Source organism: Streptomyces sp. XD-27, from assembly GCF_030553055.1.
In the GTDB taxonomy this organism is placed as follows: domain Bacteria; phylum Actinomycetota; class Actinomycetes; order Streptomycetales; family Streptomycetaceae; genus Streptomyces.
The window spans coordinates 3585637-3602705 of the sequence record NZ_CP130713.1 but is presented as its reverse complement, the minus strand read 5'-3'; the positions used below and the strand labels follow the sequence as shown (position 1 = coordinate 3602705).

At 71.2% G+C, this 17069-nt stretch carries 17 protein-coding genes, 1 tRNA gene and 1 pseudogene; 11 read left to right on the top strand and 8 right to left on the bottom strand.

Annotated features, from left to right (window positions below; genetic code table 11):
• Positions 1–55: 55 nt before the first annotated feature.
• On the bottom strand, positions 56–787 hold the full coding sequence (locus tag Q3Y56_RS15330) for a DUF461 domain-containing protein (RefSeq protein WP_304462487.1): 732 nt from the start codon (positions 785–787) through the stop codon (positions 56–58).
• Between the two features lie 511 nt (positions 788–1298).
• Between Q3Y56_RS15330 and Q3Y56_RS15325 the strand changes: the two genes are divergently transcribed.
• The 7 genes from Q3Y56_RS15325 (at position 1299) to Q3Y56_RS15295 (ending at position 8261) form a co-directional block, all read left to right on the top strand.
• Positions 1299–1781 (top strand): CarD family transcriptional regulator, encoded by a 483-nt coding sequence (locus Q3Y56_RS15325; protein ID WP_009716930.1) that lies wholly within the window; start codon positions 1299–1301, stop codon positions 1779–1781.
• A 301-nt stretch (positions 1782–2082) separates the two neighbouring features.
• Complete coding sequence (gene ispD, locus Q3Y56_RS15320; protein ID WP_304462486.1) at positions 2083–2856, top strand: 2-C-methyl-D-erythritol 4-phosphate cytidylyltransferase; 774 nt, start codon at positions 2083–2085, stop codon at positions 2854–2856.
• Positions 2846–3343 carry a 2-C-methyl-D-erythritol 2,4-cyclodiphosphate synthase gene (ispF, locus tag Q3Y56_RS15315; protein ID WP_304462485.1) on the top strand — a complete coding sequence of 166 codons (498 nt, stop codon included), beginning with the start codon at positions 2846–2848 and terminating at the stop codon, positions 3341–3343. Before ispD ends, ispF begins: the two co-directional genes overlap by 11 nt.
• A 113-nt stretch (positions 3344–3456) precedes the next feature.
• Positions 3457–3855 carry a PPOX class F420-dependent oxidoreductase gene (locus Q3Y56_RS15310; protein WP_304462484.1) on the top strand — a complete coding sequence of 133 codons (399 nt, stop codon included), beginning with the start codon at positions 3457–3459 and terminating at the stop codon, positions 3853–3855.
• Between the two features lie 81 nt (positions 3856–3936).
• Positions 3937–5334 (top strand): cysteine--tRNA ligase, encoded by a 1398-nt coding sequence (gene cysS, locus Q3Y56_RS15305; RefSeq protein WP_304462483.1) that lies wholly within the window; start codon positions 3937–3939, stop codon positions 5332–5334.
• A 106-nt stretch (positions 5335–5440) separates the two neighbouring features.
• The gene (gene rlmB, locus Q3Y56_RS15300) at positions 5441–6394 is read left to right on the top strand and encodes a 23S rRNA (guanosine(2251)-2'-O)-methyltransferase RlmB (RefSeq protein ID WP_304462482.1); all 954 of its coding nucleotides are present in this window, start codon (positions 5441–5443) and stop codon (positions 6392–6394) included.
• A 118-nt stretch (positions 6395–6512) separates the two neighbouring features.
• The gene (locus Q3Y56_RS15295) at positions 6513–8261 is read left to right on the top strand and encodes a DoxX family protein (RefSeq protein ID WP_304462481.1); all 1749 of its coding nucleotides are present in this window, start codon (positions 6513–6515) and stop codon (positions 8259–8261) included.
• Between the two features lie 173 nt (positions 8262–8434).
• On the opposite strand, the gene Q3Y56_RS15290 is transcribed toward Q3Y56_RS15295, so the two are convergent.
• From Q3Y56_RS15290 to Q3Y56_RS15280, 3 genes are all read right to left on the bottom strand, one after another.
• Positions 8435–9187 carry a nucleotidyltransferase family protein gene (locus Q3Y56_RS15290; protein ID WP_304462480.1) on the bottom strand — a complete coding sequence of 251 codons (753 nt, stop codon included), beginning with the start codon at positions 9185–9187 and terminating at the stop codon, positions 8435–8437.
• A gap of 171 nt (positions 9188–9358) precedes the next feature.
• The gene (locus Q3Y56_RS15285; protein WP_304462479.1) at positions 9359–9781 is read right to left on the bottom strand and encodes a hypothetical protein; all 423 of its coding nucleotides are present in this window, start codon (positions 9779–9781) and stop codon (positions 9359–9361) included.
• A 319-nt stretch (positions 9782–10100) separates the two neighbouring features.
• Positions 10101–11240, bottom strand: a complete 1140-nt coding sequence (locus tag Q3Y56_RS15280; RefSeq protein WP_304462478.1) for an ABC transporter ATP-binding protein — start codon at positions 11238–11240, stop codon at positions 10101–10103.
• A gap of 198 nt (positions 11241–11438) precedes the next feature.
• On the opposite strand from Q3Y56_RS15280, the gene Q3Y56_RS15275 reads away from it, so the two are divergent.
• Positions 11439–11511, top strand: a tRNA-Thr gene (locus Q3Y56_RS15275).
• 89 nt (positions 11512–11600) lie between these two features.
• Here the strand turns inward: Q3Y56_RS15275 and Q3Y56_RS15270 are convergent.
• From Q3Y56_RS15270 to Q3Y56_RS15255, 4 genes and pseudogenes are all read right to left on the bottom strand, one after another.
• Positions 11601–12749 (bottom strand): site-specific integrase, encoded by a 1149-nt coding sequence (locus Q3Y56_RS15270; protein ID WP_304465623.1) that lies wholly within the window; start codon positions 12747–12749, stop codon positions 11601–11603.
• Positions 12750–12757: 8 nt separating this feature from the next.
• Positions 12758–14126, bottom strand: a pseudogene (locus tag Q3Y56_RS15265) (FtsK/SpoIIIE domain-containing protein).
• Between the two features lie 5 nt (positions 14127–14131).
• Positions 14132–14482, bottom strand: a complete 351-nt coding sequence (locus Q3Y56_RS15260; RefSeq protein ID WP_304462477.1) for a hypothetical protein — start codon at positions 14480–14482, stop codon at positions 14132–14134.
• 186 nt (positions 14483–14668) lie between these two features.
• Positions 14669–15454, bottom strand: a complete 786-nt coding sequence (locus Q3Y56_RS15255; protein WP_304462476.1) for a GntR family transcriptional regulator — start codon at positions 15452–15454, stop codon at positions 14669–14671.
• 111 nt (positions 15455–15565) lie between these two features.
• On the opposite strand from Q3Y56_RS15255, the gene Q3Y56_RS15250 reads away from it, so the two are divergent.
• From Q3Y56_RS15250 to Q3Y56_RS15240, 3 genes are read left to right on the top strand one after another with little or no spacing between them, the layout of a single operon-like run.
• Entirely contained in the window at positions 15566–15973 is a 408-nt protein-coding gene (locus tag Q3Y56_RS15250; protein WP_304465622.1) for an NUDIX hydrolase, read from the top strand.
• Between the two features lie 44 nt (positions 15974–16017).
• Positions 16018–16437: an ATP-binding protein gene (locus Q3Y56_RS15245; RefSeq protein ID WP_304462475.1), complete on the top strand. Its 420-nt coding sequence runs from the start codon at positions 16018–16020 to the stop codon at positions 16435–16437.
• Positions 16434–16724, top strand: a complete 291-nt coding sequence (locus Q3Y56_RS15240; RefSeq protein ID WP_304462474.1) for a hypothetical protein — start codon at positions 16434–16436, stop codon at positions 16722–16724. Before Q3Y56_RS15245 ends, Q3Y56_RS15240 begins: the two co-directional genes overlap by 4 nt.
• The last annotated feature ends 345 nt before the right edge of the window (positions 16725–17069 follow it).

Here is a 17069-nt window from a genome sequence, read left to right as displayed (position 1 = left end):
GTGTGGGTCAGCGCCCAGCTGTGTCAGTGCCCAGCCGTGTCAGTGCCCAGCCGTGTCAGTGCCCGGCGTGGCCGTTCGGGTCGGGCTCGCCGGAGGCGATGCCCTGGCCCTGCGGCGGCGTGGTCGCCGTGTCGTTCGGCTTGGCCGGCGCGGTGCTGCCGTTCGGCTTGCCCGGGTTCTTGTCCCCGGCCTCGCCGCCCGGGGAGGCCGGGGCGGTGCCGGTGGGCGTGCCCGCCGGGGTGGTCGGCGTGGCCGGCTGCGTCGGCTTCGGGGCCGGCGGCTTCTCCGGGCCCCACTTGTCGAAGTAGCTGGTGGCCGGGACGACGAACGCCTTCAGCTCGACCTCGCCCGTCTTGTTGAAGTCGAAGACGACGGACTGGGCGTCGCCGTCGCGGGCGGCCTCCCGGCCGTTCTCGATGACCGCCGAGGCGTTGCCCTTGCCGCCGAGGGTCAGCTCGCCGTGCTCCGGGATGACCAGCTCGCCCGTGCCCTTGGCCGGGGAGAGCTTGACCTTGGTGTCGCCGACGGTGATGGCCTTGAGCGCCTGCGGGCCGTCGCCGTTGTTGAAGATCTTGGCCGTGATCACGGCCGGCCCCTTCGCCTTCAGGTCCGGCTGCGTGACGACCGCCACGTTCTGGATCTTGATGTTGCCGACCGACGTCGCGGCGTTGTCCGGCTTGATCTCCAGCGTCTGCGCGTCGTTTCCGGCTCCGCAGGCGGAGAGCGGGGCGATCGAGAGCACGAGGGCGGTGGCGGCGAGGGCGCCGCGTCGAAGGTCGCTGCTCACGGCGGCGGCATCTCCTAGGACGAAGTAAAGGTTGGATCAGCGGGCTTAGGTTACCGAGCCGCCCGCGCGGCGCCGCACCCGACCCGCCCCGAGACGATCTCCGGTACGTCGGAATATCGCGCCGGTGTCCGGAGCGGGGATTATCGGTAAGGAATGCGGAGGGCTCCGGGAGAATTGATCAAGATGATGATCATGTATGGCGTGATCAATTCGGGAATCGCTCGGGTCGCGGCGCCCGGCGACCGAACGGAGTAGCGGAAGTTCCGCCCACGGACTCCGGCAAAACGGGACGTACAACCACCCGCATGGCCGTTCCGGAAGCTGTAACGTGCCTGTTTCACTGCCCCTGAACAGCGGCTCCGACCTGCGAATACCCGGTTCCGCGCCCCCCTCGAAGCACGTCCCGGCTGCTGTTGTCAAGCCCCGAGATATGCCCTGACCTGCGAAAACGCCATTCAGAACGGGGCGCTCACGTGTTACCCTGGATAGCCACGGAAGGGGTACCTGTCACATGACGTTCAAGGTTGGCGACACCGTGGTCTATCCCCATCACGGGGCCGCGCTGATCGAGGCCATCGAAACTCGCCAGATCAAAGGCGTGGACAAGACCTACTTGGTGCTGAAGGTCGCGCAAGGCGACCTGACGGTTCGTGTGCCAGCGGACAATGCGGAGTTCGTCGGCGTGCGCGATGTGGTCGGCCAGGACGGGCTGGACCGGGTCTTCGAGGTGCTGCGCGCACCGTACGCGGAAGAGCCGACGAACTGGTCCCGTCGCTACAAGGCAAATCTTGAGAAGCTCGCCTCCGGCGACGTGATCAAGGTCGCCGAGGTCGTGCGCGACCTGTGGCGTCGTGAGCGTGAGCGTGGACTGTCCGCCGGTGAGAAGCGCATGCTCGCGAAGGCCCGCCAGATCCTGGTGAGTGAGCTCGCCCTCGCGGAGAGCACGAACGAGGACAAGGCGGAAGCCCTGCTCGACGAGGTGCTCGCGTCCTGACGCTGTTCCGGATCCAATGCGATGTTGGATTCCCCGCAGTGGCTTGATGCACAGCAGTGATGCCGTGGTGCCCGCGACCTGACATGGTGATCGTTCCGTGTCCGCTGTCGCCGGGCGCCGCGGCATCTGTGCGTACCTTGGTGTACTGGGTGTGCCGGGCCCGGGCAGCTGGCGCGACCAGTCGTCACGGAAGGGGCCGGTCGGGCAATCGCGCCCGGCACTCCCCCAGGCTCCACGAGCCAGGGGGTACCCCCAGCCCATACCCATTTCGGCCGAGGAAGCAAACCTGAACGCCAACGCAATGTCCGCCTCCGGGGCAGCTGAGCGCCCCGAGCGGCCCTCCCGCACCGCCGCGGTCATTCCCGCGGCCGGCCGTGGCGTGCGCCTCGGCCCCGGCACCCCCAAGGCGCTCCGCGCCCTCGGCGGCGTCCCGATGCTGGTGCACGCCGTACGGGCGATGGCCGGATCCCGGGCCGTCTCGCTCGTCGTCGTGGTCGCACCGGCCGACGGCGCCACCGAGGTCCGCCACCTCCTGGACGAGTACCTGCAGTCCGGCGCCACCGACATCGAGGTCGTCCCCGGCGGCGCCACCCGCCAGGAGTCGGTCCGGCTCGGCCTGGCCGCGCTCCCGGACGACGTCACCACCGTGCTCGTGCACGACGCCGCCCGCCCCCTCGTTCCCGTCGACACGGTGGACGCGGTGGTCGCGGCCGTTGCGGAAGGCGCGCCCGCCGTTGTACCGGGCCTTCCCCTGGCCGACACGGTCAAGCAGGTCGACCCCCGCACCGGCGACCGGGCCGGGGAGCCCGAGCCCGTCACCGGCACCCCCGAGCGCGCCCTGCTGCGCGCCGTGCAGACCCCGCAGGGTTTCGACCGCGCCACGCTGGCCGAGGCGCACGCGAAGATCGCCCTTGACGGCGAGGGCGCGACGGACGACGCGGGCATGGTCGAGCGGCTCGGCGTCGAGGTCGTGGTCGTGCCCGGCCACGAGGAGGCGTTCAAGGTGACCCGCCCGCTGGACCTGGTCCTCGCCGAGGCCGTCCTCGCACGCCGGAGGGCCACCGATGGCTTTTAACCACCTGACCGGCCCGCTTCCGCTGGTCGGGATCGGCACGGACGTGCACGCCTTCGAGCGCGGCCGGGAGCTGTGGTGCGCCGGGCTGCGCTGGGACGGTGCCGAGTACGGCCTCGCCGGGCACTCCGATGGCGACGTCGCCGCGCACGCCGCGTGCGACGCGCTGTTCTCCGCCGCGGGCGTCGGCGACCTCGGCGCGCACTTCGGCACCGACCGCCCCGAGTGGTCCGGCGCGTCCGGCGTCACCCTGCTGACCGAGGCCGCCCGTATCGTGCGGGCCGCCGGCTTCGAGATCGGCAACGTGGGCATCCAGGTGATCGGCGTGCGGCCCAAGATCGGCAAGCGGCGGGACGAGGCGCAGCGCGTGCTGTCCGAGGCGGTCGGCGCGCGGGTGGCCGTGTCCGGCACGACGACGGACGGGCTGGGCCTGACCGGCCGCGGCGAGGGGCTGGCGGCGATCGCCACGGCGCTGGTCTTCCCGGCGTAACTTCCGCGGCCCTACGGGTGGAACACCGGCGCCGGCGCGGTCGGGCGGCGGCGGGGCGCGGCATGCGTAACCGTACGCGCCCCGCGAGGGCTTGCCCCGGAAGGAAACCACCCGTGCTCTCCGACGAAGTCAAGGCCCTGCTGGACACCCCGGTCTTCGTCACCCTGGTGACGCTCAACGCCGACGGCAGCCCGCAGGCGTCGCCGACCTGGGTGACGCGAGACGGCGACGACGTCCTGATCTCCACCACCGAGGGGCGTCGCAAGGAGCAGAACCTGCGGCGGGACCCACGGGTGTCGGTCGTGGTGCAGCCGTGCGACGCGCCGTACACCTACGCCGAGATCCGCGGCCGGGCGCAGCTCTCCTCGGAACGCGCCCAGGAGCTGATCGACGAGCTGTCGCAGAAGTACACGGGCAGGAAGTACGCGGAGTTCAACCCGGCGGCCGTGGACGACGCGCCGCGCGTGGTCGTGCGGATCACGCCCAGCCACATCACCGGCATGGGACTCTGACCGGTCCCCGTCGTGTCACGCTTCGATGACCCCGCGCCGCGGGGTCGCGGGGCACCGCCGTGTTCCGTCTACCCTTGATGCGTGACTATTCGCCTGTACGACACCAGCGCCCGGCAGATCCGTGACTTCACTCCGCTCGTTCCGGGCTGTGTCTCGATCTACCTGTGTGGCGCGACCGTGCAGGCCGCCCCGCACATCGGGCACATCAGGTCGGGGCTGAACTTCGACATCATGCGCCGCTGGTTCGCCTACCGCGGCTACGACGTCACGTTCATCCGCAACGTCACCGACATCGACGACAAGATCATCGCCAAGTCCGCCGACCAGAACCGCCCCTGGTGGTCGATCGGGTACGAGAACGAGGGCGCGTTCAACGCGGGCTACGACGCGCTCGGCTGCCTGCGGCCGACGTACGAGCCGCGGGCCACCGGGCACGTGCCCGAGATGATCGAGATGATGCGCGGCCTCATGGAGCGCGGCCACGCCTACGCCGTCGAGGGCAACGTCTACTTCGACGTGCGCTCGTACCCCGGTTATCTGGAGCTGTCCAACCAGTCGTTGGAGAACCTCCAGGCGGCGGGGGACGTCGAGACCGGCAAGCGCGACCCGCGCGACTTCGCCATGTGGAAGGCGGCGAAGCCGGGTGAGCCGTCGTGGGAGACCCCGTGGGGCCGCGGCCGTCCCGGCTGGCACCTGGAGTGCTCGGCGATGGCCCACAAGTACCTGGGCCGGGCGTTCGACATCCACGGCGGCGGGATCGACCTGATCTTCCCGCACCACGAGAACGAGATCGCGCAGGCGAAGGCCTTCGGCGACGACTTCGCGGCCTACTGGGTGCACAACGCCTGGGTCACGATCGCGGGCGAGAAGATGGCCAAGTCGCTCGGCAACTCGGTGCTGGTCTCCGAGATGGTCAAGCAGTGGCGGCCCATCGTGCTCCGCTACTACCTGGGCACCCCGCACTACCGCTCGATGATCGAGTACAGCGAGGAGGCCCTGCGCGAGGCGGAGTCCGCGTTCGCGCGGATCGAGGGCTTCATGCAGCGCGTCACCGAGCTGACGGGCGAGCCGGTCGAGCCCGCGGCCGAGGTGCCGCCGGCGTTCGCCGAGGCGATGGACGACGACCTGGGCGTCCCGCAGGCCCTGGCGATCGTGCACACCACCGTCCGGCAGGGCAACTCCGCCCTCTCCGCCGACGACAAGGAGTCGGCGGTGGCGCGGCTGGCGGAGGTCCGGGCCATGCTCGGCGTGCTCGGCCTGGACCCGCTGGACGAGCAGTGGGCGGGCGCCCAGGACCGCGGCCAGGACCTGCACGGCGTGGTGGACTCCCTGGTCCGGCTGGTCCTGGACCAGCGGCAGGCCGCCCGCGCCCGCAAGGACTACGCCACCGCCGACGCCATCCGCGACCAGCTCCAGCAGTCCGGGCTGGTCATCGAGGACACCCCGGCCGGCCCCCGCTGGGAGCTCGGCTCGCGCTGACCTCGCTCTTTGTGCCGCCCGGTCGCCCGGGCGGCACACTGTTGACCAGTAGCACGTACGTACGTTTGCTGAGCAGTGCTGAGCAATGAAGAGATAGGTGACATTCATGGCCGGCAACAGCCAGCGCAGGAACCGCCGCACCGCCAACAAGAAGGGCGCGACGGTCGGCAGCGGCGGCAAGCGGCGCCGCGCGCTCGAGGGCAAGGGCCCGACCCCGCCCGCCGAGATGCGCAAGGGACACGTCAAGCAGCGTGTCGCGAACGCCCGGGCCAAGCAGGCGGCCCGCCGCCCGGCCCCCCGGCGCGGCGGCCCCAAGGGCACCAACGAGCTGGTCGTGGGCCGCAACCCGGTGGTCGAGGCGCTCCGCGAGGGCGTCCCGGCCAACACGCTGTACGTCCAGCAGTTCATCGACAACGACGAGCGGGTCCGCGAGGCGCTCCAGCTCGCGGCCGAGCGCGGCGGCATCAACCTCATGGAGGCGCCGCGCCCGGAGCTGGACCGGATGACGAACGGGCTCAACCACCAGGGCCTGGTGCTCCAGGTGCCGCCGTACGACTACGCCCACCCCGAGGACCTCCTCGACGAGGCCGCCACCGCGGGCGAGGACCCCCTGATCGTCGCCCTCGACGGCGTCACCGACCCGCGCAACCTGGGCGCGGTGGTGCGTTCGGTGTCCGCGTTCGGCGGCCACGGCGTGGTCGTGCCGGAGCGGCGCGCGGCCGGGATGACGGCGGGCGCGTGGAAGACCTCGGCGGGCACCGCGGCCCGCACGCCGGTCGCGCGCGCCACCAACCTCACCCGGGCGCTCGAGTCGTACCAGAAGGCCGGTCTCACGGTCGTCGGCCTGGCCGCCGACGGCGAGGTGGAGCTCCAGGACCTGGAGGTGCTCGACGGCCCGGTGGTGGTCGTGGTCGGCAGCGAGGGCAAGGGCCTGTCGCGGCTGGTCGGCGAGACCTGCGACCTGCGGGTGCGGATCCCGATGCCGGGCGGCGCGGAGTCGCTCAACGCGGGCGTCGCCGCGGGCGTGGTGCTGTACGAGGCGTCGCGCCGCCGCGCCTGACCCCATGGACGCGCCGTCGCACGGGCGGCGGCGCGTCGTACACCCGATCGCCGTTTGACGGGTCTCGGACACTTCGCCACGGGTGAGGCAGTGTCTTAAGCGCGGGTCACTCGGTTAGATGAGTGTGGACACCAGAAAACCCCGCACGCCTACGGGGGGACGCTCACCGGGATTCGATGACGAGCCGCATCTGATCATGGCCAAGGTGCCGAGTGATCCAGCGCAGGTCATCGTCAATCACGCGAGCTTCCGTGTGCAGCTCGCCAGTCCGGTCACGGGCAGCACGCTGGAGGACACGGCGCCGCTGGACGCCGCGCCGGCCGGGACCCGCCGCCGACCCGTGGTGTGGAGCGGACGTACCGAGCCCGGCGGCGACCCGGCCGCGCAACTCCTCCAGGCCGTCCGGCACTCGGGCCGTACCTGGGCCTCGGGCGCGGCGGAGGAGGAGTCCGGCGCCACCCAGGTGCTGCCCCGCGTGGGCCTGGACGGCAGCCGTCCGCCCGCCGACCCCGCCGCCACCGTCGTGGGCCCGCGCAGCCCGCGGGACCGGCACGACCCGCTGCACGAGACCGCCCAGCTGCCCGCCGCCCGCATGGCGTACGAGTCGTACGACGGGTACGGCACGGGTGCCGCGGGCGGCTCCGGAGGCCGGTTCGGGGACGGGCGGGAGGGCCGAGGCGAACGGCCGGGGGCCGGTCGGCGGTTCGCGCGGGCCACGGAGTTCGACGAGTCCGACGGGTCCGACGAGTCCGCCGCCTCCGAGGCGTTCACCGGGCCGGAGCCGTCCCGTCGGCAGCGGCGCGGCGGCGCGGCGGCGTCGCCCGCCGGTGCGTCGAGCGTGCGGCACGCGTACTACCCGGGCCGCCGGATGAACCTGGGCGTCGTGCTGCTGCCCATGCGGGTCTTCCTGGGCCTGATCTCGGTCTACGCAGGGATGGGCAAGCTCTCCGACCCCGTCTACTTCGACGGCGGCCGGCGCGGCTCGATGGTCACCTGGCTCCAGTCGCTGCACCCCTGGCCGGTCGCCGAGCCGCTGCGGGACTTCGCGCTGAACCACCCGGTCGGCGCCGGGCTGACCGTGGCGTTCCTCCAGGTCCTGGTCGGCGTGCTCACGGTCATGGGGCTGTGGCAGCGGGTGGCGGCCGCGTTCGGCGCGCTGCTGTCGGCCGCCCTGCTGGTGACGGTGAGCTGGCGGACCGTGCCGGCGTACGACGCGCCGGACATCATCTATCTCGCCGCCTGGAGCCCGCTGGTCATCGCGGGCGCGCCGGTGTACTCGCTGGACGCGCGGCTGGCGGGCGAGGCATGGCGCCGGCTGGGCCCGCGCGTCGAACTGTGGCAGCTGCGGCGGCGGGTGCTGCGCCGGGGCTCGGTCATGGTGGCCGTGGTGTCCGGTCTGACGCTGCTGTTCGGCTCGATGCTGGGCGGGGCGGTGCGCTCGTCCGACATGGTCAACGCCCCGGGCCCGAGCGATCTGCCGACCAACGACCTGCCCGGTTCGCCGCTGCCCAAGAAGTCCGGGCAGCGCGGGCACCGGCACACCACGGGCCCGGCCGGGGCGAGCGGTTCGCCGTCCGCGCGCGAGCGCAGCGCGCGCCCGTCCGCGTCGGCGTCGTCCTCCGCCGGGCCGGGCGCGGCCCGGGAGTCGGCGGCGACCACCGGGGCCGGCAGCGTGCCGAGCCAGACGCAGGGCGCCACGCAGGGAGCGCAGTCCCGGCAGCAGGCCCCGGAGCGGAAGCCGGACGCGCCGGCGGTGACGTCGGGCCCGGCGTCGGGCGGATCCACCGGCAGCGATGGCACGGGCGGCGGCTCGTCCGGCGACAGCGGCGCCGACAGCGGCGGGGCGCTGGGCGGACTGCTCGGGTAGGCACCGAGGGTTCGGCGGCCTCTGCGGGCCCGTACGGAGTGCCAGGACGCTCCGTACGGGCCCGTTCGCGTGGGCCGGGGCTGAGCCACCGAGCAGGAGCGGCGGGGCTCAGGCGTGGGCCGGGGCGAGCTCCCCAAGCAGGCGGGGGCTCAGGGCCGGGGCTGAGGGCGGGCTCAGGCGTGGGCCGCCAGCTCCTTCGCCGCCTCTGTGAGGTCCTTCGCCGTGTCGATCGCGCGCCAGTACGCCCCGTGCGGCAGCGGGAAGCCCGCCAGGCGGCGTTCCCGCGCCAGTCGGGGGAAGGTGGTGCGCTCGTGGTCCCCGCGGTCGGGCAGCAGCGCGGTGAAGTCCGCGGAGAAGACGTAGACGCCCGCGTTGATCAGGTAGGGCGAGGGCGGCGACTCGATGAAGTCCAGGACGTGGCCGAACTCGTCGGTCTCCACGGCGCCCCACGGAATCCGGGGCCGGGCCAGGGCGAGCGTGGCGACGGCGTCGCGCTCGCGGTGGAAGTCGGCCATGTCCCGCAGTGAGAAGCGGGTCCAGATGTCGCCGTTGGTGGCGTACCAGGGCTGGTCCGGATGGGGGAGGGAGGCGGCGGCGTATTTGAGGCCGCCGCCGCGCCCGAGCGGTTCGGACTCCACGACGGTGGTCACCCGCAGCGGGAGGTCGGCCGAGCCGAGCCAGTCCTGGAGGACGTCGGCGAGGTGGCCGCAGGAGACGACGGCGTCGGTGACGCCTTCGGCGGCCAGCCAGGCGAGCTGGTGGCCGATGATCGGCGTCCCGGTGCCGGGGATCTCGACCATCGGCTTGGGCCGGTCGTCCGTGTACGGGCGCAGCCGGGAGCCCTGGCCTCCGGCCAGGACGACGGCCTGGGTGGGGCGTACGGGCTGAGCGTGCGGCTGCGGGGCTGTGCGGGTGTCACCGGTCATGGTGCGCACCCTATGCGGTGCGGGCGCGGCGGCTGGGGGTCCCCCTGGGGCACTGCTGGGGGCACCCCCCGGCCGCCGCGCTGGGGGAGGCCGGGCTGAGGAGGAGTCCGGGGGAGGGGCGGTGCCGGTCGGGCCGGGCGCGACCCGCCCGCCGCGGAGGGCGGCGGGCGGTCAGTCGCGGGCGTGGAGCACGCCGGACGCGTACGAGACGTCGCACACGGGCCGGGAGTAGGACTGGGCGCGCTGGGTGGAGCCGTGGTACTTGGCCACCGCGGCGCGGCCGAGCGCGCGGGCGATCGAGGCGCAGTGCTTGGCCAGCGAGGGACGGCGGTTGGTCTCCGCCTGGAGGTGGCCGAGGGCGACGCCCGGGTTCTTCTCCTGGAGTTCGGCGAGGAGCCGGTCGCGCAGCTGCTCGTGCGGGGCGAGCCGCTGGGCCCGGGTGGACGCCTTGTCGGCGGAGGCGGTGAGGAACTGCGACTCCGCGCGCGGGTCCGCCCAGGGGACGCGGGTGACCGCCAGGGTCCCGGACAGGACGAGCACGACGGGGAGGACGAAGGCGAGAGTTCTGCCGATGCGGCGGGCTGCGGTGTTCACGGGGTTCCTCGCGGAAGTTCGGGGAGGGAACTGCGACTACGCCCGCGATCGTAGCGAGGAGTGATGATTTGGAGACATTTAGTCACCCTGTTGAGCGACAGGAAGTGCGGAATATGTGCTTCCGTGTTGACGCACGGGACCGAAATGGCCGTTGTGCCGGGCTATTTGTCGACAGCGTGGCGGCGTGGCACGGCGGCGCGGCATGGCGGTACGGCACGCACGGCACGACGGCATGGCATGGCGCGGCACAGCACGGCGGCGCCGCCCTTCCGCGAGTGCGGAGGGACGGCGCCGCCGGAGCCGGTCGTGCGGCGCGGGCTCAGTCGCTGAGGCGCTCGCCGGTGGAGGTGGAGAAGACGTGGGTCTCGCCCGGGCGCGGGACCACGTGCAGGACGGCGCCCTTCTCCGGGACCTGCCGGCCGCCCACCCGGACCACGATGTCCTTCACCAGCCCGCCGACCTCCGCGGTGCCGTAGACGTAGCCGTCGGCGCCCAGTTCCTCGACGACGTTGACGGTGACGGCGACGCCGGCCGGGGCGTCCGCGGTCTCCTTGGACAGCGACTTGGCCGCTTCGCCGCCGCCGCGCTCGACCACGTCGAAGTGCTCGGGCCGGACGCCGACGGTCACGGTGGTGTCGCCCTTGTCGGCGGCCGCGGACAGCGCCTCGCGCGAGACCGGGACGACGCTGTTGCCGAACTTCACGCCGCCGTCGGTGATCGGCACCTCGACCAGGTTCATGGCCGGGGAGCCGATGAAGCCCGCGACGAAGAGGTTGGCGGGGCGGTCGTACATGTTGCGCGGCGAGTCGACCTGCTGGAGCAGCCCGTCCTTGAGCACCGCGACCCGGTCGCCCATGGTCATGGCCTCGACCTGGTCGTGGGTGACGTACACGGTGGTGATCCCCAGCCGCCGCTGGAGGCCGGCGATCTGGGTGCGGGTCTGGACACGGAGCTTGGCGTCGAGGTTCGACAGCGGCTCGTCCATGAGGAAGACCTGCGGCTCGCGCACGATGGCGCGGCCCATCGCGACCCGCTGGCGCTGGCCGCCGGAGAGCGCCTTCGGCTTGCGCTCCAGGTACTCGGTCAGGTCCAGGATGCGCGCCGCGTCCTCGACCTTCTGCCGGATCTCGGCCTTGTTCACGCCGGCGATCTTGAGCGCGAAGCCCATGTTCTGGGCGACGGTCATGTGGGGGTACAGCGCGTAGTTCTGGAACACCATGGCGATGTCCCGGTCCTTCGGCGGCAGGTGGGTGACGTCGCGGTCGCCGATGCGGATCGCGCCGCCGTTGACGTCCTCCAGACCGGCGAGCATGCGCAGAGAGGTGGACTTGCCGCAGCCGGAGGGGCCGACGAGGACGAGGAACTCGCCGTCCTCGATGGCGATGTCGAGCTGGTCGACGGCGGGCTTGTCGCTGCCCGGGTAGATCCGGGTGGCTTTGTCGTACGTGACCGTAGCCATGGTGATGTGTCCCTTCACCGGCAGGAACGTGCCGGACGATCCGAGTAAAGGTGGGTTGTCGGGTCCACGGGTGGACCTGCGGTGACGCTACCTGCCGCCGGGCCCGGTGTCAGTAGCCGGACGGCTGTGAAGTTCGCCGGGCGGGTGTGGGGCTTTCGGCCGGGGCGCGCACGGTGATGGGTACACTGCTGGTGACTCGCCGACTTAGCTCAGCTGGTAGAGCACCGCTCTTGTAAAGCGAAGGTCGTCGGTTCGAACCCGACAGTCGGCTCTGTGCCTGAGCAGGGAAGAAGCCCCGGACGATCTTTCGTCCGGGGCTTCTGCATCTCGGGTGACATCAACGCGGGTGAAAGTTGCTGGTCAGTCTTGGTTGGGCCGCCGCTTCAACAGCCGGTCCATGTGGTTGATGGCTTCCCGCTGGGTGTCCTGGGCGACGTGTGTGTACACGTCCATGGTCATGCTGATCTGACTGTGGCCAAGGATCTCCATCAGCACGCGGGGAGCCACCCCGGCCGCGGTGAGCAGTGTGGCGCAGCCGTGCCGGGCGTCGTGCAGCCGGATCGTCCGGAGACCAGCGGCGGCGGTGAGCCGGGAGAAGGACCGGTTGAGATTGCGCGGTTCGATCGGGCGGCCGGTACGGGTGGTGAAGACGAGCGCGTTGGGCGCGGGAGCGCCGGCCAGGCAGAGCCGATGCCAGCGGAGAGCGGCCAGGCAGATGAGGGGGAGCGGCACGGGCCGGATCTTTCCCGTCTTGGTGGTGTCCTGGTACAGCTCACCGCCGATGCGCTGCACCTGGTTGCCCACGCGGATCACCCGCTTGTCCAGGTCCACGTCCGACCACCGCAGCCCCAGCACCTCCCCGCGCCGCAGCCCCATCGCGATGGCGAGCACGAAGGCCGCGTACAGCGGGTCGCGGCGCGCCTCCTCCAGGAACCTCAGCGTCTCGTCCAGAGACCACGGTGTTGTCTCGCGGCTGTTCACCTTCGGGGCCTCCACGAGCGACGCGACGTTGCGGGTGACGAGTTCTTCGCGGCATGCGGCGGTGAGGACCGTACGCAGCACGCGATGGGCCTCCTTCGCCGTGGCGGGCGTGGTCTTGCGTGCCAGCTCGGCGAGGAACGTCCGGACGTGACGGGGGCCGAGGGATTCCAGTCGCTTAGCCCCAAGCGTGGGCACCAGGTACAGCCGTATGTGCATCGCGTACTTGCTGTATGTGGTCCGCTTCCGGTTCGGTTTGATCACGTTGTCCAGCCAGTACGGCAGCCACTCGGCGAGCTTCGCGGAACGGGTCGGGACGGGGATGCCCCCGTCGACCTTGGCGAGCAGTTCCCGGCGCTTGTTGTCGCACTCGGTCCAGGTCTTGCCGTACGTGAACTTGCGGGCCCGGGTGCCGTCCGGCTGGAGCACGTACACAGCCGCCTGGTACCGGCCGTCCTTGCGCCTGGTGATCGTCCCGGCCCCGTTCGGGTTGCGCTTGCGCTGCTGGGGCGGTCGCGCCGCCCGTGGGATGCGCTGGGCTACTTGCTGGCCGGGAGCGGTGACGTCGGAGCGCTCACCGGAACGGCCCGCGCGTCCGGACGGAACGGCTCCAGCGTGGGCAGGTCCGGAACGAGGTGCGCGGTGTCGCGGCAGACTCCGGCAGCGTCGCTAAGCGACAAATACGGCGTGCGGATGCGGGACCAGCCGCCGGAGGTGTCCCCGGCGACCGCGAGGCCGGGCCGTTCGGGAGCGATGGCGCAGGCCGCGCCGACCGCTTCGGGGGGGCGATGTCGCCGAGTGCCATCTTGGCGGAGGCTTCGTCGTTCACGCGGTGCCAGACGCGGCCGGTCAGCTGGGCCCGGAGCATCGTTGCGCCCTTGCCCAGTTCGGCGCCGAACCGCTGACCGCAGACTTCCAGGTAGATGCGTGCCGCGCGGCCGAGTTGGGCGAGCCGGATGAGCTGGGTGACCATCTCGTCCCGCCGTTCCTCGTCCTTTCGTGAGGCGACGAGGAACAGCTCGGCGACCTCGTCGACGAGCAGCACCACCGGCACCGGTCGTTCGTCTTCCGGCAGGCCCCAGATGTCAGAGGTGATCTCTTCATCCGGTGTGCTGGGCGGGATGCCCTGTCGGGCTTTGATCAAGTCGTAGCGGTCCTCCATCAGTTCAACGAGGGTGGGAAGCAGGTCAGCCGCCTGCACGGGGTCGGTGGCCAGTGCCGACAGCCGGGGAGCGAACGCCGCCAGCTCCACTCCCCTCTTGCAGTCGATCCCGACCAGCGCGACCGGCTGCCGGGCCAGCCCGGCTATCAGGTGCCGCAGGAACATTGACTTCCCCGACAGCGTCGCTCCCAGGGTGAGTTGGTGCGGGATGGTCCGGTAGTCGCGTACGAAGCGTGTCGCGTCCTCCTTCAGCGCCACCGGCACCTTGAGGAAGCCGTCACCGGTCTTCCGTGGCAGCCGGACCTTCCTGAGTACGTCGAAGCCGATCAGCCGCAGCTCGACGACACCGGGCTTCACCGCCTCCACGTAAACGCCGTGAACTCCCCAGGCGTGCCGCAGCCGTTCGGCCGAGGCCGCGACGTCGGCCGGTTCCTGCCCGGGTGCCAGCCGCAGCCGGAAACGCAGCCCGGTCGAGGTCGGGCGTATGAGCCCGCGCCGGGGCGGGACGGGGCGAACTTCCCGGTGGGTGAGCGCGTGTGTCGCCCAGGCCCGCAGTCGGGACGGCGGGACGGTCAGCCCGCAGGCATCCATGACGGATCCGTACGAGCCCAGCAGCTTCGCCGTGGAGACCGGCAGGCCGACCGTGGACCAGTACGCGGCCGGATGCCGGGCCCGGAGGTAGGCGGCCCCGCCGACCATTCCGGCGACCGGCCACCCACCTCCATCAACGTCAGCACGTCGGCCATCGGGTTCAGACCCCCGCCCCGACCGGCATTTCGGCCGGAGCGATGGCGTCGGCGCGGAAGGTGATTCCGTGCCACTGCTGCCCGTTGAACACGGTCTCCCACGGCCGGGCGATCAGCCCGATCAGCGTGACGGGCGAGCCGAGGGCCAGCCCCTCCGTCACGCCGCTCTCCGGCACGGTGACCAGCAGCAGCGAGGACTCCCCGCCGTCGATGTAGACGACGCCGAGCTTCATCAACTTCTCACCGGTCTGCGCGTCCTTGGCGATCTCGCCGGTCTGGCGGTCCTTGATCTTCGGCTCCGGCGCCTCGGTCAGCAGGACCGTGGCACCGGAGGTCTCAACGCGGATGGAACGCAACACTTTCTCCTTGTCTCGCACTTGACCCCACCTAGTTGTCTAGATGAGTTGGGGGATTCGAACCCGAACTCGCGGGAACGAGGACCGCCTTGCCACACAGCTTGCCCACTCGTCTATACGAGTATGCGTCTGCGTGTGTACGCGTCAGGAGAAGTGGCTCCGGGGCCATCACGCCCCGGCCGCACATCAGTTGGCAGGCAGTTGGTACGCGAGGACGTAGGCGTCAGCGGCCATCACGGTGTCGCAGACCTCGACCGCACGCCCCTCGGAGTCGTAGGCCGTCCGGACGAGATGGATCACCGGCACACCGGAGGCGAGCTGGAGCGTCCGCACCTCTTGGGGGGAGGGCATCCGGGCCCGGATCTCCTCGTCGAAGTGGTCCAGGCGGTGCCCTATCTCCTCCAGCCGGGCATAGATGCCGCCGGGGCCGGGGTTGGGCTGCGCGATCGGAGTGTTCCGGGCGAGGTCGAGCGGCAGGTAGGAGGTGGCGAACTCCACCGGCCGCCCGTCCAGCAGATACCGGCGCCGCCGGGCGAGGACCTTGCGGGGCGAACCGAGGCGAGCGGAGATGTCGGGCGAGGGCCCTTCCTCCTTCACCTCCAGGCCGTCGACCTCCGGACGGCTGCCCGCGGCTTCGGCCTCCACCGTGAAGGCTGACTTCCCCTGCTCGCGGTGGCGCCGGGCGAAACGGTCCGAGGCGAGCCGCCTGACCGGGGGCCGGGGCCGGACGAAGACACCCTTGCCGTGTTCGGAGACCACGAGCCCTTCCTGCTGGAGCAGGGAGAGGGAGTTCCGGACGGTCATGCGCGAGACGCCGAAGTGGTCGACCAGCTCTGTTTCCGAGGGCAGCTTGTCGCCTTCCCGGAAGCGCCCCTTGTCGATCGCTTCCCGCAGCGCGTCGGCGATCTGCCGGAATACGGCCCGGTCGCTCGTCGGGTCCAATACACCCAGGACAGAGGTCAGAGAAGCCATTCGCGCGTACTCCTTTAGGTATCTAGACGAGCGGCTGACCGGTGTTGCTACGGTGGAGAGCCTAGCCAGCCGAGAGGGCAGAGGAACGTGAGCACTGAGCGCCCGCACTCTGTGAGCGTCGCCGGAGTCATTGTCGACGACGCGGGCCGAGCGCTGCTGATCAAGCGACGGGACAACGGTAAGTGGGAGCCGCCCGGCGGCGCGCTCGAACGCGAGGAAACCATCCCCGACGCCCTACAGCGCGAAGTCCTCGAAGAGACCGGGATCAAGATCGCACTTCCCGCGACCCTCACCGGCGTCTACAAGAACATGACCGGCCTGATCGTCTCCATGGTCTTCCGCTGCGAAGCGATCGACGGCGCCCCGACCACCGGCGAGGAAACCCGCGCACTGCGCTGGGCCACCCGCGAAGAGGTCACCGAACTCGCCGACGAGGCGTACGCAATCCGCGTCCTGGACGCGCTCGACAACACCAGCCCGCCGGCCGTCCGCGCTCACGACGGCGTGCGACTCATCTAGCACGAACCCACGACCCATCGCCCCTACAGCATGAAGGAACTTGTATGGACGAGTATATGAGTAGCCCGCGAGTTTGGGGGCTGATGTGCCCAGGTTTCCGTGAAGAAGTGACGCGGGCTCGCCGCTGGACCCGGGAGATCTTGAGCGGACACCCCTGTGCGGACGATGCCGAGCTGATCGTCAGCGAGCTCGGGAGCAACGCCGTCAGCCACACCGCGAGCGGGACCGACTTCGGGACCTTCCAGCTCACGCTGTCGCTGCTGCCCCGCACGGTCGCGATCTCCGTGACCGACGAGGGCGGCCACCCCGACGAACCCCGCAGTACGGAGGCCGACCCGTACGACACTCACGGCCGCGGCTTAAGCATCGTCATGGCCTTGGCCTGCCGCCTGGACATCACCGGCAACAAGCACGGCCGCACCGTCACCGCCCAGCTCGTCGCACCCCAGAAGGCGGACCAATGACACCCCAGCCCGAGACCAACGACGGCTGGGAACTGGACCAGCTGCACCGCGACGAGATCACCGTGGCGATGAACTGGGTCATCCGTACCTGCCAGGACATCGTGCGCGAGTGCAGCCACAAGACGTTCTGGATCCCGAGCGGAACCGTCACCGGAACCCAGCCGACCACGGACCACCTCATCAAGTCGGCTCGCACCGACGTGTTCAACAAGCTCCGCCACCAGATCGACGGAGCCGAGCGCATCATCACCATCGCGGAGCACGAGCGCGCCAAGCGCAAGAGGTGAGTTACAACCTTCTCTACGGGTTCAAGGCGCCGCGCAAACGCGGCGCGCGCGGCCCGGCGGCGCGGGCCACCGCTCCTGTCTCCGCCCCGCTCCGGCCCGACCGCCAGGCCGCGCGCCAGCAGCAAGCACCTTGGCCGAGGAGAAGAGCACCGTCGCGGCTGGGGGGTCGGCTCCACGGCTTTAGGCACCTCCCCGGTCCGGGTCCCGCGTCGGGCAAGGCCAGGGGGCCACTCGTGCTAATTGCGGGCAGGTCCAAAGCCTGCCCGAGTTGCCAACCAGCGTACGGCCCCCTGACCATGCCCGACCCCAGACCAGGCAGGCCACCGCCCAAACCCGCTCCACCGA